19 protein-coding genes are annotated in these 18,086 nt (G+C 73.1%); 12 read left to right on the forward strand and 7 right to left on the reverse strand.

The window, feature by feature from the left end:
* Positions 1 to 75: 75 nt before the first annotated feature.
* Positions 76 to 861, reverse strand: coding sequence for an amino acid ABC transporter ATP-binding protein (locus tag OG594_RS31905; protein WP_323185359.1), 786 nt, complete (start codon positions 859 to 861; stop codon positions 76 to 78).
* Positions 862 to 1,160: 299 nt separating this feature from the next.
* Here OG594_RS31905 and OG594_RS31910 point away from each other — a divergent pair, with 299 nt between their 5' ends.
* Positions 1,161 to 1,871: a response regulator transcription factor gene (locus tag OG594_RS31910; protein WP_266605630.1), complete on the forward strand. Its 711-nt coding sequence runs from the start codon at positions 1,161 to 1,163 to the stop codon at positions 1,869 to 1,871.
* A 12-nt stretch (positions 1,872 to 1,883) separates the two neighbouring features.
* The gene (locus OG594_RS31915; RefSeq protein WP_266605632.1) at positions 1,884 to 3,296 is read left to right on the forward strand and encodes a HAMP domain-containing sensor histidine kinase; all 1,413 of its coding nucleotides are present in this window, start codon (positions 1,884 to 1,886) and stop codon (positions 3,294 to 3,296) included.
* 16 nt (positions 3,297 to 3,312) lie between these two features.
* On the opposite strand, the gene OG594_RS31920 is transcribed toward OG594_RS31915, so the two are convergent.
* Positions 3,313 to 5,478, reverse strand: a complete 2,166-nt coding sequence (locus OG594_RS31920; RefSeq protein ID WP_266605634.1) for an endo-beta-N-acetylglucosaminidase — start codon at positions 5,476 to 5,478, stop codon at positions 3,313 to 3,315.
* Positions 5,479 to 5,530: 52 nt separating this feature from the next.
* Positions 5,531 to 6,784 (reverse strand): glycosyl hydrolase, encoded by a 1,254-nt coding sequence (locus OG594_RS31925; RefSeq protein ID WP_266605636.1) that lies wholly within the window; start codon positions 6,782 to 6,784, stop codon positions 5,531 to 5,533.
* A 189-nt stretch (positions 6,785 to 6,973) separates the two neighbouring features.
* Between OG594_RS31925 and OG594_RS31930 the strand changes: the two genes are divergently transcribed.
* The 4 genes from OG594_RS31930 to OG594_RS31945 are packed head-to-tail and all read left to right on the forward strand — an operon-like array spanning position 6,974 to position 9,615.
* Positions 6,974 to 7,213: a hypothetical protein gene (locus tag OG594_RS31930; protein WP_266605638.1), complete on the forward strand. Its 240-nt coding sequence runs from the start codon at positions 6,974 to 6,976 to the stop codon at positions 7,211 to 7,213.
* A gap of 5 nt (positions 7,214 to 7,218) precedes the next feature.
* The gene (locus tag OG594_RS31935) at positions 7,219 to 7,410 is read left to right on the forward strand and encodes a hypothetical protein (RefSeq protein WP_266605640.1); all 192 of its coding nucleotides are present in this window, start codon (positions 7,219 to 7,221) and stop codon (positions 7,408 to 7,410) included.
* Between the two features lie 8 nt (positions 7,411 to 7,418).
* Complete coding sequence (locus OG594_RS31940; RefSeq protein ID WP_266605642.1) at positions 7,419 to 8,531, forward strand: LacI family DNA-binding transcriptional regulator; 1,113 nt, start codon at positions 7,419 to 7,421, stop codon at positions 8,529 to 8,531.
* 34 nt (positions 8,532 to 8,565) lie between these two features.
* Positions 8,566 to 9,615 carry an ROK family protein gene (locus tag OG594_RS31945; RefSeq protein ID WP_266606659.1) on the forward strand — a complete coding sequence of 350 codons (1,050 nt, stop codon included), beginning with the start codon at positions 8,566 to 8,568 and terminating at the stop codon, positions 9,613 to 9,615.
* 12 nt (positions 9,616 to 9,627) lie between these two features.
* Here OG594_RS31945 and OG594_RS31950 read toward each other — a convergent pair whose 3' ends face one another.
* Together OG594_RS31950 and OG594_RS31955 are read right to left on the reverse strand one after the other, a co-directional pair.
* Positions 9,628 to 10,623 (reverse strand): TAXI family TRAP transporter solute-binding subunit, encoded by a 996-nt coding sequence (locus OG594_RS31950; protein ID WP_266605644.1) that lies wholly within the window; start codon positions 10,621 to 10,623, stop codon positions 9,628 to 9,630.
* 32 nt (positions 10,624 to 10,655) lie between these two features.
* Positions 10,656 to 11,633, reverse strand: coding sequence for a LysR family transcriptional regulator (locus OG594_RS31955; protein ID WP_266605646.1), 978 nt, complete (start codon positions 11,631 to 11,633; stop codon positions 10,656 to 10,658).
* A 71-nt stretch (positions 11,634 to 11,704) separates the two neighbouring features.
* Here OG594_RS31955 and OG594_RS31960 point away from each other — a divergent pair, with 71 nt between their 5' ends.
* From OG594_RS31960 to OG594_RS31970, 3 genes are read left to right on the forward strand one after another with little or no spacing between them, the layout of a single operon-like run.
* Positions 11,705 to 12,406, forward strand: coding sequence for a maleylpyruvate isomerase family mycothiol-dependent enzyme (locus OG594_RS31960; RefSeq protein ID WP_266605647.1), 702 nt, complete (start codon positions 11,705 to 11,707; stop codon positions 12,404 to 12,406).
* A complete protein-coding gene (gene miaB / locus OG594_RS31965; protein ID WP_266605649.1) occupies positions 12,403 to 13,926 on the forward strand; it encodes a tRNA (N6-isopentenyl adenosine(37)-C2)-methylthiotransferase MiaB in 1,524 nt (507 codons plus the stop codon). The genes OG594_RS31960 and miaB overlap by 4 nt, the downstream gene beginning before the upstream one ends.
* A 38-nt stretch (positions 13,927 to 13,964) precedes the next feature.
* Positions 13,965 to 14,687: a hypothetical protein gene (locus tag OG594_RS31970; RefSeq protein WP_266605651.1), complete on the forward strand. Its 723-nt coding sequence runs from the start codon at positions 13,965 to 13,967 to the stop codon at positions 14,685 to 14,687.
* Positions 14,688 to 14,853: 166 nt separating this feature from the next.
* Here OG594_RS31970 and OG594_RS31975 read toward each other — a convergent pair whose 3' ends face one another.
* Both OG594_RS31975 and OG594_RS31980 read right to left on the reverse strand, forming a co-directional pair.
* Positions 14,854 to 15,099, reverse strand: coding sequence for an antitoxin (locus OG594_RS31975; protein ID WP_030014183.1), 246 nt, complete (start codon positions 15,097 to 15,099; stop codon positions 14,854 to 14,856).
* A 23-nt stretch (positions 15,100 to 15,122) separates the two neighbouring features.
* Positions 15,123 to 15,290: a gliding motility protein gene (locus tag OG594_RS31980; protein ID WP_266605655.1), complete on the reverse strand. Its 168-nt coding sequence runs from the start codon at positions 15,288 to 15,290 to the stop codon at positions 15,123 to 15,125.
* Positions 15,291 to 15,517: 227 nt separating this feature from the next.
* Between OG594_RS31980 and miaA the strand changes: the two genes are divergently transcribed.
* The 3 genes from miaA to dapF all read left to right on the forward strand — a co-directional run bounded on the left by miaA (position 15,518) and on the right by dapF (position 18,056).
* The gene (miaA, locus tag OG594_RS31985; RefSeq protein ID WP_266605657.1) at positions 15,518 to 16,456 is read left to right on the forward strand and encodes a tRNA (adenosine(37)-N6)-dimethylallyltransferase MiaA; all 939 of its coding nucleotides are present in this window, start codon (positions 15,518 to 15,520) and stop codon (positions 16,454 to 16,456) included.
* A 132-nt stretch (positions 16,457 to 16,588) separates the two neighbouring features.
* Positions 16,589 to 17,110, forward strand: coding sequence for a hypothetical protein (locus OG594_RS31990; protein WP_266606660.1), 522 nt, complete (start codon positions 16,589 to 16,591; stop codon positions 17,108 to 17,110).
* Between the two features lie 70 nt (positions 17,111 to 17,180).
* On the forward strand, positions 17,181 to 18,056 hold the full coding sequence (gene dapF, locus OG594_RS31995) for a diaminopimelate epimerase (protein ID WP_266605659.1): 876 nt from the start codon (positions 17,181 to 17,183) through the stop codon (positions 18,054 to 18,056).
* Positions 18,057 to 18,086: the final 30 nt, after the last annotated feature.

An 18,086-nucleotide genomic window follows, 5' to 3' on the forward strand; every position in this document is an offset into this window, starting at 1 on the left:
GCTTGCGGCGCACGCACGGCAGACAGGAACCGATCCGGTGGTGATCCGCATACGGATGACTACCAGACGGAAACCTCAGTGGTGCAGGATCTTCGACAGGAAGTCCTTCGCCCGATCACTGCGCGGGTTGCTGAAGAACTGCTCGGGAGTCGCTTCTTCGACGATCTTTCCGTCGGCCATGAAGACGACCCGGTTGGCGGCGGAGCGCGCGAAGCCCATCTCGTGCGTGACGACCACCATCGTCATGCCCTCACGGGCGAGCTGCTGCATGACCTCCAGCACCTCGTTGATCATTTCCGGGTCCAGGGCCGAGGTCGGCTCGTCGAAGAGCATCACCTTCGGCTCCATGGCGAGCGCCCGGGCGATGGCCACGCGCTGCTGCTGGCCACCGGAGAGCTGTGCCGGGTACTTGTCGGCCTGAGAGCCGACGCCCACCCGCTCCAGCAGGGACAGCGCCTTCGCGTGGGCCGCGGCCTTGTCGGTCTTGCGGACCTTGAGCTGGCCCAGCATGACGTTCTGCAGCACCGTCTTGTGCGCGAAGAGGTTGAACGACTGGAAGACCATGCCGACGTCGGCGCGCAGCCGGGCCAGTTCCTTGCCCTCGGAGGGCAGGTCCTTGCCGTCGAGCGTGATGGTGCCCGAGTCGATGGTCTCCAGGCGGTTGATGGTCCGGCACAGCGTGGACTTGCCCGATCCCGAGGGACCGATCACCACGACTACCTCACCGCGGGCAATGCTCAGATCGATGTCCTGAAGCACGTGCAGCGCGCCGAAGTGCTTGTTGACGTTGCTCAGTACGACCAGGTCGTCTGCGGCACCGGCCGCGTCCTGCACGTCCTTGGTCACTGATACTCCGCTCATCGGCTTCTTGCTCCGTCCTCCTCGGTTGGGAGGACAGTAGTGACGTGACGCGCACAACGTCATCACATCTGAGGGAGAATTGAGGATAACGATCCGGCCTCGCCCGGATACGCTCCGTGCGCGGCACCGGTGTGGTCGATCATGTCCGCGTACCGGGTGCATAACGGAAGGCGCGCCGGGGCGGCACCCCCTTGACGTGGGACTCCGCATCGGCGTGGATGCATGGTGGCCCTTCGTGTGCCCCCGCGTGTGACCATGCGTGGTGAAGCCCGAGCGAGAGAAGAGGAGAGGGGGACGACATGAGACTGCTGCTCGTCGAGGACGACGATCACGTCGCGGCAGCCCTGTCCGCGATCCTCGCCCGCCACGGCTTCCAGGTCACCCACGCCCGAAACGGTGAAGAGGCCCTGCAAGCACTCCTGCCCGCCGGCGCACCGACCTGCCCCCAGCCCTTCGGCGTGATCCTGCTCGACCTCGGTCTGCCCGACCAGGACGGCTACGAGGTGTGCGGCAAGATCCGCAAGCGCACCACCACCCCCGTGATCATGGTGACCGCGCGGGCCGACGTACGGTCCCGCATCCACGGCCTGAACATGGGCGCCGACGACTACGTGGTCAAGCCCTACGACACCGGCGAGCTCCTCGCGCGCATCCACGCCGTCGCCCGGCGCACCGGCGCTTCCGAAGAGACCGCCGGCACCGGTACGCCCACCACGGTCCGCCTCGGCCCCGTCAGCATCGAGCTGCCCAACCGCCGGGTCAGCGTGGACGGCGCCGACGTGCCCCTCACCCGCAAGGAGTTCGACCTGCTGGCCCTGCTCGCGCAGCGGCCCGGCGTCGTCTTCCGCCGCGAGCAGATCATCAGCGAGGTGTGGCGCACCAGCTGGGAGGGGACCGGGCGCACACTGGAGGTCCACGTCGCATCGCTGCGCTCCAAACTGCGCATGCCCGCCCTCATCGAGACCGTCCGAGGGGTGGGCTACCGGCTCGTCGCCCCGGCCGCTCCCTAGGGGCCCTCTGCCGTGCGTGCCCGTCTGCTCCCGCTGCTCGTCATCCTGATGGCGGGCACGCTGCTCGCCCTCGGCTTCCCGCTCGCCGTGAGCCTGGCCGCCGGGCAGCAACAGCGGGTGGTGGTCGACCGGATCGACGACAGCGCCCGCTTCGCCGCGCTCGCACAGTTCTTCATCGACGCCGAGGGTTCCGGATCCATGGGCGCCGCCGAGCGCCGCGAGACCCTCGGGCAGGAACTCGCCCGCTACCAGACCCTGTACGGGATCCGCGCCGGCATCTTCTACCGGAACGACAACGCCCTGGCCCGGTCCCCGGGCTGGTGGCAGCTCCCGGAATCCCGTGAGGGGCGCCGGGCCCTCGCATCGGCGCTGGCCGGCCGGCGCAGCCACGATCCCCCGCAGGTGTGGCCCTGGCAGAGCGACGGCAAACTGCTCGTCATCTCCCCGGTCGTCCTCGACGGCGACGTGGTCGCGGTCGTCGCCACCGAATCACCGACCGACCAGATGCGCGCCCGCATCCTGAAGGGCTGGCTGCTGATCGCGGGCGGGCTCGCCGCCGCCATGCTGGTCGCCTTCGGCGCCGCCCTCAAGCTCACCAGCTGGGTGCTCAAGCCCGTCCAGACCCTGGACGCGGCCGCCCACGGCATCGCCACCGGACGGATGAACTCGCGCGTCGCGGCCGCCGGCGGCCCGCCGGAACTCCAGCGCCTGGCCCACTCGTTCAACGAGATGGCCGACAACGTCGAAGAGGTCCTGGAACAGCAGCGGGCGTTCGTCGCCGACGCTTCCCACCAGCTGCGCAATCCGCTCGCGGCGCTGCTCCTGCGGATCGAGTTGCTCGCCCTCGAACTGCCCGAGGGGAACGAGGAGATCGCCTCCGTGCGCACCGAGGGCAAGCGCCTGACCCAGGTCCTGGACGACCTGCTGGACCTGGCGTTGGCCGAGCACGCCTCCGCCGAGATCAGCCTCACCGACATCGGGGCCCTGGCGGCCGAGCGGGTCGCCGCATGGCGCCCCTACGCCGAAGAGAAGGGCGTACGGCTCACCGAGTCGGGCCGGAGCGCCATCACCGGCTGGGCCGACCCCATCGCCCTGTCCAGTGCGCTCGACGCGGTCATCGACAACGCCCTCAAATTCACCCCCGCGGGCGAGGAGGTCGAGGTTTCGGTCTCCGCCGAGGGGCGCTCCGTCCGCGTGGTCGTCGCAGACCGCGGCCCCGGACTCACCGAGGACGAGCTGCTCCGCGTCGGCGACCGGTTCTGGCGCAGCGGCCGCCACCAGAACGTCAAGGGCTCCGGGCTCGGCCTGTCGATCTCCCGTGCCCTGCTCGCCGCGGGCGGCGGGTCCCTCTCCTACGAGAAGAACCCGCCGCACGGGCTGCGGGTGACGGTGGCCGTCCCGCGCACCGACCCCCGGGGCGCTTGAGCCCGGCCCCTTCCGGCTACCAGACGAGGGTGGTGCGGGCCGCCTCCGAGACCGCGTACAGCTCGTCGACGGACCGGACCTCGAAGACCGCCGCTCGCTCCCGCCCGGCGCGCGGGACGGCGGGCAGGTACAGGGCGGTGCCGCAGGTGCCCCCGAGGAAGCGCCGGGTGCCGTCGGGCAGGACCCGCCACACCTCGTAGTGGCGCGGCCGCCTGTCGGGACCGGCCGCCGCCCGCCAGGACAGGCGCACCCAGGCCCGGCCGTCCTGTCGGGACGAGGCGTCCACGACCGGTGCGGTGGGCGGAGCCGGGCGCCGGGCGCGGGTCTTGTCGCGCACCGACACGGCGCCGATCCGCCACACCACCGGCTCGTTTCCGAGCGCGGTGATCCGTACCGCGAGGCCGTACGCGGTCCTGCCCGCCAGTGACGCCAGAGCGGCCCGCGTCGTGCGCCAGCCCTGCCCGCCGTCCCGGGTCGCGGCCGGCAGCCACGTGTACGGGACCGGCTCGCCGGGGCGGGACGGCTCGCGGACGGCCACCCCGACCTCCACCGTGATCTCCGCCGCGACCGGCCCCGGCCCGGTGGCGTGCACCAGCTCCAGGACCGACCCGCGGGTCAGCGGCAGCCGCGTGGAGTGCAGCCCGATGGTCACGGGGGCGGTCAGTGCGCCCTCGACCAGCAGGCTGGACCCGCCGCGCCAGGCGCTCGCGAAGTCCAGGGTGACCGAGGGGCGCGCACCGGCGGTGTCCACCGCCCAGCGGCGGCCGGGGAGCCGGTCCTGGAGCCCGAGGTGGTTCCAGGGCGCGTCCGAGACGACCCTGCCGCCGTCGTACCAGCGCAGCCCGTGCCCGGTGTTGAAGGAGCAGGCGAAGGGGAGCCCGGTGACGGTGGACCGGTCGGCGACGGCCGTGGCGGGGGCCCGCCAGCGGACCCCGGGCGCGGGCCGGGCCGGGTCCAGGGACTCGCCGGTCCAGAACCGGTCGTCGGCGCGGTGGAAGGCGCCGGGGGAGCGGTCGGTGAGGTGGTTGCGGGTCCACTCGGGCCGGTAGAAGCCGTAGCTGACGACGTGGTCCCGCTCGCGCGGGACGATCGCGTCCCAGTCGACGACCGCGTCCCAGCCGCGGGATTCGGTGTCGACCGCGGCCCACAGGTCGTGGCGGGACCGGCCGAGACGGTCGGCGAGCGCGCCCGATGCGGCCAGGGTGTCCGGGGTCCAGCGGAAGTCCACGAACATCGTGTCCGAGACCGTTCCCGCCCGGTCCTCGAAGAACTCCTGGTTGAGCGCGTTGAGTGCGCCCTGCCAGCCCACCCGGCCGGTGTTGTTCATGGCGTCGTACCAGGTGGTGCGCAGTCCGTGGGGCTCGCCGGCCGCACGCAGGGCGCGCAGGAACTCCCGCATCCGGGTGGCGAGCGCGCTGTCCCCGCCGTCGGTCTCGGCGTTCACGAACCAGCCGTCGAAGCCGTACGTCCGCGCCACCTGGACGAGCTTGTCCGCGATCGGGAAGCGGCCGAGGGAGTCCCGCCGCACCAGGTCGCGGGTCCACCGGAGGTCGCCGCCGTAGGCGACGGGCGGCAGGAACACGTTGCCCAGCACCCGGACCCCGTTGCGGTGGGCGGCGTCGACCACCGGCGCGTTCGGCGCGAGCACGATGCCCTCGCCGGCGGAGCCGCCCCAGAAGACCAGCTCGTCGATGTACGCCCAGTGCGTGAGCGCGTAGTGGTCGGCGGTCGGGGAGCCCTGGGAGGGGTTCCCGGCCGTGGGCCCGAAGGAGACCAGGGAGGCGATACGGGCCTGGCCGGCGCGGGCGTCCCGGTTCGCCGGGACCGGGGTGAACCGTTCCGCCAGCGGCACGGTCGAGGTGTTGTGGGCCAGGTCGGGGTCGCTCTCGGGGGTCCACCGGCTGAGCGAGCGCCATACGATCCCGGGACCGGGGGTCCCCGACGGGAGGGAGTCCGGGAACCAGTACGAGGCGTACGGGGCCAGGTCGACCGGTGCCGGTGCCGGTGCCGCGGCGGGCGCTCTCACCGGTAAGGGCGCGGGCGCGGCGGCGGCCCGGGCGCGGCCCGCCAGGCCCAGCAGCACGGCGGCCCCGGCCCCGGTGACCAGCACCCTGCGCCGGGTCGGCGGACGTATCGCGGCGGGCGGCGTACGCGGATCGACGACGTCGTCGGTCTCGGGCATGCGGGGCTCCTCACGAGGGGAACGGGGAACGGGGGATCGGGGGATCGGTCGGTCAGGTCACGTCCTGCACGCGCAGCACCTCGGTGATGCCGCGCGCGGCCAGATGGGCGGGGTCGGCGGCACGTTCCGCGAGGACCACCGCGGGACGCATCCCCTGGGCCGTGAGCGAGGCCCAGGCTTCGAAGAACGTGCCGCCCGGGGCGCACACCGAGCGCCCCGGAGCTTCCACCGCCCCGCCGACGTCCACGGCGAGCGCGGTGGACCGCGGGGCGGGGCGGTGCGCGCGGCCCCGCCACCGCGCGGCGATCCGGGAGACGGCGGCGCCGGCCGGCTTGGCCCGGCGGTCGTTGGTGAGCAGGCCGAGGCCGTACTCCAGTTCCGGGAAGTCCGCGAGCTGCCGGGACACGTCGTGCGAGCACCACCAGGTCACGCCCCACAGGTCCGGGCAGTCCAGGGCGTTCGCGACGGTGGCCTCGGCGAACCGCGCCGCGTGCTCGGGCGGGATCAGCGGCGCCGGGGCGCCGACCTCTTGGAGCCACACCGGGCGGTGCGGGTCCAGGGCCCAGGCCTTGGAGAGCTCGATCAGGTACGCGGCATGGTGCTCGGTCGCCGTCCCGCTCCGGCCGTGGCGCTGAGCAGTGCCGTTGAACACCCAGGAGTGCACGGCGGTGACCCCGCCCAGCCGGGCCGCTTGGGCCGCGGTGAACGGGTGCCCGTCCTGGTACCAGGCCGCGTCGTACTCGGCGTGCAGGTGCAGCCGCCCCGGTGCGCCCTCCTCGCAGGCGGCGAGCATCCGCTCCAGCCAGCGGGCGGCCTGGTCCGGGGTGATCCGGTCGGGGTCGGGGTGCGGGGCGCCGGAGAACTGGTTGATCTCGTTGCCGACCGTCATGCCCAGGAAGTTCGGCCGGTCGGCGAGGGCCGCGGCCAGCGTGCGCAGGTACTCCTCCTGCCCGGCGACCACGTCCGGGTCGGTGAAGATGCTGCGCCGGTGCCAGGTCCGGGTCCAGGCGGGCAGGAAGTCGAAGCTCGACAAGTGCCCCTGCAGGCCGTCCACGTTGACGTCGAGCCCGCGCTCGGCGGCCGCGTCGGCGAGCGCGACGAGCTGCTCGACGGCGCGCGGCCGGATCAGCGTCCGGTTCGGCTGGAAGACCGGCCACAGCGGGAAGACGCGGATGTGGTCCAACCCGAGCGCGGCGATCGAGTCGAGGTCGGCACGCACCTCGTCGAGGTCGAAGTCCAGCCAGTGGTGGAACCAGCCGCGGGCCGGCGTGTAGTTGGCGCCGAAGCGGAGCGCGTCATCGTGCACGGGGCGTCCTGGAGTTCTGGAGGAATTCACCGGATGCGCCACAACCTGCCGGTGTGGATGGGGAAAGTCAACAGGGCCCCTGACCGTGTACTTATGCGCTTCAGCCCAGTTGACACAAGGGTTCTGCGTGAAGACCCTGAGGAAACTAATGCGCTTTAGTTCGAACCGGCTGCAAGGAAGTGCGTGGAAATGGACAGCGGGATTTCGGTCAGGGCGGTCGCCGCTTCGGGCCCGTTCTGCCCCGAGCCGTACGGGGGCGCCCGCCCCGCCGACCGGGCCGAACCGGCCGGGGAGTTCGAGGACGTGCTGACGGCGACCGTGCCCAACGACCGGGTCCCGGACGGGCGGTGGGTGGACGCGCCCGATCCGGTCGTGGCCGCCGCCCCGGGCGCGCAGGGCTCCGTACGGGCCTACGCCGGTTTCCCGTAGAGGACTTGACCGACATCACCGACATTGTCGACTTGGTCGACTTGGTCGAGGTGGACTTCGAGCCGGGGTCGCCGCTCGATGCCCCTCCCGGAGACCACTGGATCGTCATAAAAGCGGCCTGTCGGGGCAGGATCGCGTACGGTCCGGCCATTGCCGTCGGTATTCCGCCACGTGTGACGCACCCGAAGGACGAATGAGGCAGGCCATGGCCCGCAGACCCACGATCAAGGACATCGCCCGGCAGGCCGGCGTGTCGGAGAGCGCCGTCTCCTTCGCGCTCAACGACCGGCCGGGCGTCTCGCACGACACCCGGGCCCGGATCCGACGCGTCGCCGAGGAACTCGGCTGGCAGCCCAACAGCGCGGCCCGGGCCCTGTCCGGCGAACGCTCCGGAGCCGTCGGCCTGGTCCTCGCCCGGCCCGCGCACACGCTCGGCGTCGAGTCCTTCTTCCTCCAGCTCGTCTCCGGCATCCAGGAGGTGCTCTCCGCGGCCCGGACCGCCCTGCTGTTCCAAGTCGTCGAGGACATCGACGCCGAATGCGCGGTCTACCGCCGCTGGTGGGCCGAGCGACGGGTCGACGGGGTCCTCGTCGTCGACCCGCGTACGAGTGACCCGCGACCGGCGCTCCTGGCGGGACTGGCCCTGCCCGCGGTCACCATCGGCGAGGCCCTGTTCCCGGACGTCGGCGCGGCCGCTGGCCCCGGGGGCCAGACAGGTCCCGCCCCGGCTCCCGCCCCGGCTCCCTCCGCGGCCCGGCCCGCGAGCCTGTCTTCCGTCCGGGCCGACGACACCGGCGCCATGGCCCAGGTGCTGGAGCACCTGTACGGGCTGGGCCACCGCAGGATCGTGCACGTCGCCGGGCTCCCCGGCCTCGCCCACACGGTCCGCCGGATGGAGTCCCTGCGGGCCGAGGCCGCGCGTCGCGGCCTCGGCCCGGACCAGGTGCGCTCGGTCGTCACCGACTACTCCGACGCCGAGGGCGCGGCGGCCACGCGACGGGTCCTCGCCGAGCCGGATCCGCCCACGGCGCTCGTCTACGACAACGACGTGATGGCCGTGGCCGGGAGCGCGGTCGCCGCCGAACTGGGCATCCCCGTTCCGGGCCGACTGTCGATCGTGGCCTGGGACGACTCCGCCCTGTGCCGGGTCACCCATCCCCGGCTGACCGCTCTCGTACGGGACACCGCCGGCTTCGGCCGGCTGGCCGCCGAGGAACTCCTGGCCGTCCTCGCGGGCAGCCTGCCCGGGGTACGGATCAGCGAGCGTCCGAGGCTGGAGCCTCGCGAGAGCACGGCGCCGCCACCGGCGCATACTTAATCCTGAAAACCTTCCTGGAGCCGCCACCGTGATCATTCCCAGCGTCCCGTTCCCCACACCGCGGGCCGCCGCAGCGGCCTTTGGACCGACGGTCGCGATCGACATCGGCGGTACGAAGATCGCCGGTGCGCTGGTGCACCCCGACGGCACCATGACGGCCACCACCCGCCGCCCGACCCCGCGCGGGGCGGACGCCGACGGGGTCATGGCGGCGGTCGCCGAGGTCGTCGCCGACCTCTCCGAGTCGCCGCTGTGGGCTTCGGCGGTCCGCTGCGGGATCGGCAGCGCCGGTCCGGTGGACACCTCCCGGGGCACGGTCAGCCCGGTCAACATCGGGGCCTGGCGGGAGTTCCCGGTCCAGGAGCGGGTCGTGGCGGAGCTCGCGGCGCGCGGGGCCGACCTGCCGACCGTGCTGGCCGGCGACGGGGTGGCGATGACCGCTGCCGAGCACTGGCTGGGCTCGGCCCGGGGCCACGCGAACGCCCTGTGCATGGTGGTCTCCACGGGCGTGGGCGGCGGCTTGATCCTGAACAACCAGCTCCACCCCGGCCCCACGGGCAACGCCGGGCACATCGGCCACATCAGCGTGGCCTTCGACGGCGAGCCGTGCGCGTGCGGCGGCCACGGGTGCGTCGAGTCGATCGCCTCCGGTACGGCGATCGCCCGCTGGGCCCTGGACCAGGGCTGGAGACCGTCGGGGACGGCGGGGGCCGGCGCAGGCGTGACCGGTGTGAAGGGCTCGGGAGGCGGGCCCGACGCCACCGCGGCGGGCGTGGCCGCTGCCGCCGCCGAGGGTGACCCGATCGCCCTGGCCGCCTTCGACCGGGCGGGCCGCGCCCTGGCCGCGGCCATCGCGGCCACCGCGACCCTCGTGGAGACGGACATCGCGGTCATCGGCGGTGGAGTGGCCGCGGCCGGCGACACCCTCTTCGCCCCGATCCGCAGCCACCTCGCGGCTTACGCCACGCTCTCGTTCGTCAAGGACGTCCAGGTGGTGCCGGCGATGCTGGGCACCCATGCGGGGCTGATCGGCGCCGCCGCGGCGGCGACCATGCTGCTGCCGTCGCCCCCTTCCCCTGCGTGAACCCCAGGACGCTCAGGGCTTGACGGACCGGTAGTACCGGCGCGCGCCCTCGTGCAGGCCCAGCGGGTCGGTGTAGATCGCCGTCCGCAGGTCCACGAGCTGCGCCGCGTGCACCTCGCGCCCGACGAGGTCGCGGCTGAGGATCACCGTCCGCGTCAGCTGCTCGGTGAGCTGCGGGTCGGTCCCCGCCGTGGTCACCAGCAGGTTCGGTACGGCCAGGGTCGACACCGAGCTGGTGTTGCGCGCCCGCGGGTAGACGTCCTGCGGCATCACGGCCGTCCGGTAGTAGCGTGCCGGGCTGCCGCTCTCCTGGAGCGGTTCCATCAGGTCACCGAGGGGCACGAGCCGAATGTGGAAACGCTCCGACAGTTCGTGCACGGCGTTCGTGGGCAGGCCGCCGGACCAGAAGAACGCGTCGATCCGGCCGGCTTCCAGCTCGCCCGGCATGGTGTCGATGCCGATGGACACCGGCGTGATGTCCAGCACCGGGTCGATCTTCGCCGCCCTCAGCAGCCGCTCCGAGACCAGCCGCACGCCGGAACCCGGCTGGCCGATCGCGACCCGCTTGCCGCTCAGGTCATGGGCCGACTGCACCGGGGAGTCGGCCGGGACCACCAGCTGCACGTAGTCGTCGTAGAGCCGTGCGACCCCGCGCAGCTGGTCCGCGCCGGCCTTCTTGTCGAGCTGGTACTTGGCGACCGCGTCCGCCGTCGCCACCGTGAAGTCCGCCTCGCCGGTGGCCAGCCGCTTCAGGTTCTCCTGCGAGCCCTCGCTGGTCTCCAGCTGCACGTCCACGCCGGGCATGTCCCGCCCCAGCGCCTGCTCCAGCAGCTGCCCGTACCGGTGGTAGACCCCGGTCCGCGCGCCCGTGCTGAAGGTCAGCTCGCCCTCCAGTTCCGGCTCCCCGAAGGGCTTCAGCCACCACGTCAGGACCCCGAGCACGGCGAGTACGGCCACCAGGACCCGCAGGGCGTGGCGCCTGCTGATCCGGGGCGGTACGAGAGGCATGGCCGCGATCCTGCCACCCGTCCGCCGTCCTGTCACGGCGCGGGTCGTCGGGGGGCTCCCGAGCGGAGCCTTTCCAACAGCTTCCGGGCGGCCGGCCCGGACGGTCCGTCCGCGCGCCAGGCCAGCGCGACCGTCCCGGTCAACTCCGGCTCGGTGATCCGCAGCGCGCACAGCCTGCCGCTGCCGCTGCCGCTGCCGCTGCCGCTGCCGGTGTCGGTGTCGACGTCGGCCCGCGGGCCCGCTGCCGACTCCGCCCCGGACGGCACCACCGCCACCCCCAGGCCCCGCGCGGCCAACCGGACCAGCACGGCGGGCGCCGCCGCCTCGAAGTCCACCCGCGGCGCGAAGCCCGCCTGCGCGCACGCCCGCTCCAGCACCCCGCGCAGCCCGGTCCCGCGCGGCAGGCCGATCAGGGCCCGCCCGCGCAGGGCGGCCAGCGGGATCCCGCCGTTGACGGCGGCCACAACCAACGGATCGTCCTCCCGCACCGCCGCGACCAGGGGTTCGTCGAGCACCACCTGGCAGGAGACGCCCGGCGGCGGTTCCCCCGGGAGGCCGACCACCGCCAGGTCCAGCTCCCCGCGCAGCAGCGCGGCCAGCATCCGCTCCGAGGTGTCCTCGGAGAGCGAGATCTCCACTCCGGGGTGCTCGTCGTGGAAGGCCCCGAGCACCTCCACCACGTCGAACCCGTCCACCACCGCCCCGGCCGCCCCCGGGACCAACCCGAGGGCCACCCGCCCGCGCAGCAGGCCGGAGAACTCCTCGGCCGTCCGCCGCACGCCCTCCACCGCCGCCAGCGCGGCCCGCGCGTACGCGAGCACCGCCCGGCCCGCCTCCGTCGGAGTCACCCGCCGCCCGGACCGGTCGAGCAGCCGCTGCCCGAGCTCGCGTTCCAGTTGCGCGACCTGTGCGCTCACCCCGGGCTGTGACACGTGCAGCCGCGCCCCGGCCCGCGTGAAGCCGCCCTCTTCCACCACGGCCACGAAATAGCGCAGCTGAGCCAGTTCCATAAGCGCGGATTCTAGATTGCAGAAGGACCTGCTCTTGGACTTATGGCCGGTGCCGCCCCGACCCTGAAGCCATGAGCCGATCCACCTCCCGACCCACTCCCCGACCCACCCGCCGACCCACCTCCCCCGCCTCCGCGTACCGCCGTACGATCGCCGCGGCCGTCGCCGCCGAACGCCGCGAGCTGGCCGACGTACTGGACGGCCTCCAGGCGGACCAGTGGGACGCCCCGTCCCTCTGCGCCGGCTGGCGCGTCCGCGAGGTCGCCGCCCACCTGTCCCTTGGCTTCCGCACCACCCTCCCCGGCTTCGCCGCCGAACTCCTGCGCGCCCGCGGCAGCCTGCACCGGATGACCGACCGCACGGCCCGCCGCGACGCCGCCGCCTTCACCGCGCGCGAGCTCGCCGCGCTGCTCCGCGAGAACGCCGAGCACCCCTGGAAACCGCCCGCCGCCGGCCACACCGGAGCCCTCGCCCACGACGTGGTCCACGGCCTCGACATCACCGTCGCCCTCGGCCACCCGCGCCGCGTCCCCGAGGACCGGCTGCGGCTCCTCCTCGACGCGGTCACCCCCCGGTCCCTGCGCTTCTTCGGCGCGGACCTGACCGGCGTCCAGCTGTGCGCGCAGGACCTGGACTGGTCCCACGGCGAGGGAACTCCCGTGCACGGGGAAGCCCAGGACCTGCTGCTCCTCCTCTTCGGCCGGCGCCTTCCCCCGGGTCGGCTGAACGGGGGACCGGAGGGACACCGGGTACCGCCTACCCTTGTTGCATGACCAGCAGCGACCGGAGCCAGGCAGTGGACGTGAAGCGAAGCTACGAGGTGCGCACCTACGGGTGCCAGATGAACGTGCACGACTCGGAGCGGCTCTCCGGTCTGTTGGAGGACGCCGGTTACGTCCGGGCGCCCGAAGGCGCCGACGGCGACGCCGACGTCGTGGTCTTCAACACCTGCGCGGTCCGCGAGAACGCCGACAACAAGCTGTACGGCAACCTCGGCCGACTGGCCCCGATGAAGACGAAGCGCCCCGGCATGCAGATTGCCGTCGGCGGCTGCCTCGCGCAGAAGGACCGCGACACGATCGTCAAGCGGGCCCCCTGGGTCGACGTCGTCTTCGGTACGCACAACATCGGCAAGCTGCCCGTGCTGCTGGAGCGCGCCCGCATCCAGGAGGAGGCGCAGGTCGAGATCGCCGAGTCGCTGGAGGCCTTCCCCTCCACGCTCCCGACCCGCCGCGAGTCCGCCTACGCCGCCTGGGTCTCGATCTCCGTCGGCTGCAACAACACCTGCACCTTCTGCATCGTCCCGGCCCTGCGCGGCAAGGAGGAGGACCGTCGGCCCGGCGACATCCTCGCCGAGGTGGAGGCCCTGGTCGCCGAGGGCGTCTCGGAGATCACCCTGCTCGGTCAGAACGTGAACGCGTACGGCTCGGACCTGGGCGACCGCGAGGCCTTCAGCAAGCTGCTGCGCGCCTGCGGCCAGATCGAGGGCCTGGAGCGGGTCCGCTTCACCTCCCCGCACCCGCGCGACTTCACGGACGACGTGATCGCGGCGATGGCCGAGACCCCGAACGTGATGCCGCAGCTGCACATGCCGATGCAGTCCGGATCGGACACGATCCTGCGGGCGATGCGCCGCTCGTACCGGCAGGAGCGGTTCCTCGGCATCATCGAGAAGGTCCGCGCCGCGATCCCGCACGCCGCGATCTCCACCGACATCATCGTGGGCTTCCCCGGTGAGACGGAGGAGGACTTCCAGCAGACGATGCACGCGGTGCGCGAGGCCCGGTTCGCGAACGCCTTCACCTTCCAGTACTCCAAGCGGCCCGGCACTCCCGCCGCCGACATGGACGGGCAGATCCCCAAGGAGGTGGTCCAGGAGCGGTACATGCGCCTGGTCGCCCTCCAGGAGGAGATCTCCTGGGACGAGAACAAGAAGCAGGTCGGCCGCACGCTGGAGGTCATGGTCGCGGAGGGCGAGGGCCGCAAGGACGGCGCCACGCACCGGCTCTCCGGCCGCGCGCCCGACAACCGCCTGGTCCACTTCACGAAGCCGGAGGCGGAGGTCCGCCCCGGTGACGTGGTCACCGTGGACATCACCTACGCGGCCCCGCACCACCTGCTGGCCGAGGGCCCGACGCTGACCGTGCGCCGGACGCGCGCCGGCGACGCCTGGGAGAAGCGCAACGCCGCCCCGGCCCAGCCGGCGGGCGTCATGCTCGGGATCCCGAAGCTCGGCGTCCCGGCGCCCCTGCCGGCCGTCACGTCCGGCTGCTCGGTGCCCACCTCCTCCTGAGGGACGGGGGCCCCGCGCCTGCGGCTAGGCTGCGGATCATGCTCGTAGCCGCTGCCGTCTGTCCCGCCCCGCCGCTGCTCGTGCCGGAGGTCGCCGCGGGGGCCGCCGCCGAACTCGGCGACGCCCGCACCGCCTGCTCCGACGCGCTGGCGGTGCTCGCCGCGTCCCGGCCCGACCTGCTGGTCGTGGTCGGGGCCGCCGCCGAGGGCGGCGCGTACGACCAGGGCACCGCCGGTGGCTTCGCCGGGTTCGGCGTGGACCTGACCGTCACCCTGGGCCCCGACCTGGGCGAACCGCCGAGCGGCCATGCCACCGGGACCACCCTTCCGGCTTCCCTCGCGGTGGCCGGCTGGCTCCTCGGCCGGGCCCGCTGGGCGGCAGCCCCGGTCGCCGGAGTGGCCGTCGCCGCGGACCTCGCCCCGAGCGGCTGCGCCCTCCTCGGCGCGGACCTGGGCGGTTCCGCCGAACGCGTGGCCATGCTGGTCCTCGGGGACGGCAGTGCCTGCCGCACCCTCAAGGCCCCCGGATACCTCGACGAGCGCGCCGCGGCCTTCGACGCGGAGGCCGCCCGCGCGCTGGGCGCCGCCGACGTGGCCGCGCTGGCCGGGATCGATGCCGCGCTCGCGGCCGAGCTCCAGGCCGCAGGACGGGCCCCCTGGCAGGTGCTGGCCGGCGCCGCCGAGGGCGCGGAGCTGGCGGGGCGCCTGCTGTACGAAGACGCGCCGTACGGCGTGGGGTACTTCGTCGCCGCCTGGTCGTAGCTGTTCGCAGTCGGTCGCAGTCGGTCGCAGTCGGTCGTGTCTGCGGGGCGGCCGCGGAGCCGACGGGGACGACGGGGCAGTTCGGGGCGGCCGTAGGGCTCCTCCTGGAACGGCGAAGGGGCGCGGGACCGGTCGTGCCGGTCCCGCGCCCCTTTCCCGGACCGCGTCAGGAAGCGGCCGGCGGCGTCGGTCCGCCGGGAGCGTCCTTGTGCGCGATCTTCCCCAGGGCGTCCTTCGCCTTGCCCGTTCCGCTCGTGATCTGGCCGCTGTACTTGCCCTTGGTCTTGGAGTCCATGGCCTTGGCCACCTTGTCCAGACTCTCGCCGATCTTGCCCTCGTGCTGCAGCGCGAGATCGCCGACCTTGTCCTTCGCCGGAGCGAGCTTGGCCTTCAGATTGTCCAGCAGGCCCATGGGTCACCTTCCGTTGGCGGTCGCTACGTGCGGGCGCCCTCGCCGGTCTCGCTGTCCGCTGCCACCGGGGCCGCCTGCTGCTTCGGAATCTCCACGACTCCCGCCTCCGGAGACTTCTCGGCAACAGGCTCGGCCCCTTCGGCCGTGCCGGACTCCGCCGTCAGGTCCTCCGCCGTGACCTCCTCGGTCACGGCTACGTCCTTACGACGAAAAAACCGATCAAAAACGCCCATGTCTACTCCCGTAACGTTACTCGTGTGAGTGAAGTTCCGTGTCGACCCGACCGGCCTGCGCCGGGCGTACGCAGGGCGCATGTCCGGCCGGAACCTCGCCAGGGCAACGACCCCGACCCCGCCCCGTCACGTCGCTCGATCGGGTACATGGCCGCGTCTTGACCAGGGGCTGCGAGACTGGGGCGGTGAGGAATGCAGCCCCCGCCCCGCGGGTCATCGCCGTCGTAGGTCCCACCGCGGCAGGAAAGTCCGACCTGGGCGTCGCCCTGGCCCGCCACTTCGACGGCGAAGTCGTCAACGCCGACTCCATGCAGCTGTACCGGGGGATGGACATCGGTACCGCCAAGCTGACGACCGAGGAGCGCGGCGGCGTGCCGCACCACCTCCTCGACATCTGGGACGTCACCGACACCGCCAACGTCGCCGAGTACCAGCGGCTGGCCCGGTTGGAGATCGACAAACTGCTCGCCGAGGGCCGCACCCCCGTCCTCGTCGGCGGATCCGGCCTGTACGTCCGCGGCGCCCTGGACGTCATGGAGTTCCCCGGTACCGACCCCGAAGTGCGGGCCCGACTGGAGGAGGAGCTCGCGCTCCGAGGCTCCGGCGCCCTGCACGCCCGGCTCGCCGCCGCCGACCCGGCCGCCGCGCAGGCCATCCTGCCCAGCAACGGCCGCCGCATCGTCCGCGCGCTCGAAGTGATCGAGATCACGGGGCGCCCCTTCACGGCCAACCTGCCCGGCCACGATTCGGTTTACGACACCGTGCAGATCGGCGTCGACGTGGCCCGCCCGGAGCTCGACGAGCGGATCGCACTGCGGGTCGACCGGATGTGGGAGGCCGGGCTGGTGGACGAGGTCCGCGCACTGGAGGCCCGCGGGCTGCGCGACGGAATCACCGCCTCCAGGGCGCTCGGCTACCAGCAGGTCCTGGCCGCGCTCGCCGGTGAGTGCACCGAGGACGAGGCCCGGGCCGAGACCGTCCGGGCGACCAAGCGGTTCGCCCGCCGCCAGGACTCCTGGTTCCGCCGCGACCCGCGCGTGCACTGGCTCAGCGGGGCCGTCGCCGACCGGGGGGAACTCCTCGGACTCGCGCAGTCGTTGGTCGAACGAGCGGTCACAGCCTGATCACGTGATGGCATCGGGACGCCTCACGCGCCAGTTGCGGGGCCGGGGGCGTGCCATCATCAAACTCCAGCAGGTGCGATCACCTGCGATGAACGGCGGCGTACTGAGTCCGAGTGGGGAGGGCGCGTGGCGATGGAGGCCGGCCCTCGCGACACCGGGCGGGACGATACCCGGAGGGAAGCGGATCCGATGCTTCTGGACGGGGCGGACGATACGGACGGGCCCGCAGGGCTCGGGCTGCCCGCCGACCCGGCGCGACTGACCCCGGACGGCCCGGACACCCCGGACTCCGCCGAGGCGGAAGCCGCCGCCGGACCCGAGTTCGAGGTCGAACTGCGCCCGCAGCGCCGCCTGCGCCTGTGGCAGATCGCCCCCATCGCGATGCTGGCCGCCACCGGTTCGCTGATGTTCGCCTTCCCGCTCGCCTTCGAGTTCGGCGACGGCGGTGCCGTCGTCGCCATGCTCGGCTTCCTGATCAGCTGCTGCGCCGGAGGCTGGGGAATGATGGCCGCCCGACGGGTCGGCTACACGTGGCCCGGCCTCCCGGCCCGGGGGAGCGGCCGCCGCCCGGACTGGCGCATGGCCGCGCTGTACGCCGTCGTCACACTGGCCGTCGTAGGCCTCGCCGTGTACCGGGTCGCCCGGCTCCGCTGACCGCCCTTCGTCTGGTTCCGCCCTTCGGACGGTGCGACGCCCCTGAGCTGGGGCTCGGTACGATGGGCCGGTGACGCAGACCACCCTCTCCTTCCTCAAGGGCCACGGCACCGAGAACGACTTCGTGATCGTCCCGGACCCGGACAACGCCATCGAGCTGCCCGCGTCCGCCGTCGCGAAGCTCTGCGACCGGCGCGCCGGGATCGGCGCCGACGGCGTCCTGCACGTCGTCCGGTCCGCTGCGCACCCCGAGGCCGCGCACCTGGCCGACGAGGCGGAGTGGTTCATGGACTACCGCAACAGCGACGGCTCCATCGCCGAGATGTGCGGCAACGGCGTGCGCGTCTTCGCCCGCTACCTCCAGTACGCCGGACACGTCGAGCCCGGCGACCTCGCCGTCGCCACCCGCGGGGGCGTCAAGCGGGTGCACCTCGACAAGAAGGGCGACGTCACCGTCTCCATGGGCCGCGCCGAGCTGCCCGCCGGCGAGGTCACGGTCAGCGTCGACGCCCGGAGCTGGACCGCGCGGAACGTGAACATGGGGAACCCGCACGCGGTGGCCTTCGTGGAGAGCCTCGACCACGCCGGGAACCTGTTCGCCGCCCCCGCGTTCAGCCCGGAGTCCGCCTACCCGGCCGGGGTCAACGTCGAGTTCGTCGTCGACCGCGGCCCCCGGCACGTCGCCATGCGCGTCCACGAGCGCGGCTCCGGCGAGACCCGCTCCTGCGGCACCGGCGCCTGCGCCGTCGCCGTGGCCGCCATCCGCCGCGACGGCGTCGACCCGGCCGTCACCGGCGAACCGGTCGCGTACACCGTCGACCTCCCCGGCGGAACCCTGATCATCACCGAACACCCCGACGGGCAGATCGACATGACCGGACCGGCCGTGATCGTGGCTGCTGGGGAGTTCGACGGGTCCTGGCTCACCGAAACGGCTTTCGGCTAGAGCTTCCCTCTAACGGGTGATCCGTTTCAC

The organism is Streptomyces sp. NBC_01214 (genome assembly GCF_026340975.1).
Taxonomy (GTDB): domain Bacteria; phylum Actinomycetota; class Actinomycetes; order Streptomycetales; family Streptomycetaceae; genus Streptomyces.

Bases quoted from the DNA above. Each gene is read 5' to 3' on its own strand.
- OG594_RS31905 (WP_323185359.1), bottom strand. From the start codon at position 861: ATGAGCGGAGTATCAGTGACCAAGGACGTGCAGGACGCGGCCGGTGCC.
- OG594_RS31990 (WP_266606660.1), top strand. From the start codon at position 16,589: ATGGAGGCCGGCCCTCGCGACACCGGGCGGGACGATACCCGGAGGGAA.
- OG594_RS31940 (WP_266605642.1), top strand. From the start codon at position 7,419: ATGGCCCGCAGACCCACGATCAAGGACATCGCCCGGCAGGCCGGCGTG.
- OG594_RS31910 (WP_266605630.1), top strand. From the start codon at position 1,161: ATGAGACTGCTGCTCGTCGAGGACGACGATCACGTCGCGGCAGCCCTG.
- miaB (WP_266605649.1), top strand. From the start codon at position 12,403: ATGACCAGCAGCGACCGGAGCCAGGCAGTGGACGTGAAGCGAAGCTAC.
- OG594_RS31970 (WP_266605651.1), top strand. From the start codon at position 13,965: ATGCTCGTAGCCGCTGCCGTCTGTCCCGCCCCGCCGCTGCTCGTGCCG.
- OG594_RS31920 (WP_266605634.1), bottom strand. From the start codon at position 5,478: ATGCCCGAGACCGACGACGTCGTCGATCCGCGTACGCCGCCCGCCGCG.
- OG594_RS31955 (WP_266605646.1), bottom strand. From the start codon at position 11,633: ATGGAACTGGCTCAGCTGCGCTATTTCGTGGCCGTGGTGGAAGAGGGC.
- OG594_RS31975 (WP_030014183.1), bottom strand. From the start codon at position 15,099: ATGGGCCTGCTGGACAATCTGAAGGCCAAGCTCGCTCCGGCGAAGGAC.
- OG594_RS31950 (WP_266605644.1), bottom strand. From the start codon at position 10,623: ATGCCTCTCGTACCGCCCCGGATCAGCAGGCGCCACGCCCTGCGGGTC.
- OG594_RS31930 (WP_266605638.1), top strand. From the start codon at position 6,974: ATGGACAGCGGGATTTCGGTCAGGGCGGTCGCCGCTTCGGGCCCGTTC.
- OG594_RS31960 (WP_266605647.1), top strand. From the start codon at position 11,705: ATGAGCCGATCCACCTCCCGACCCACTCCCCGACCCACCCGCCGACCC.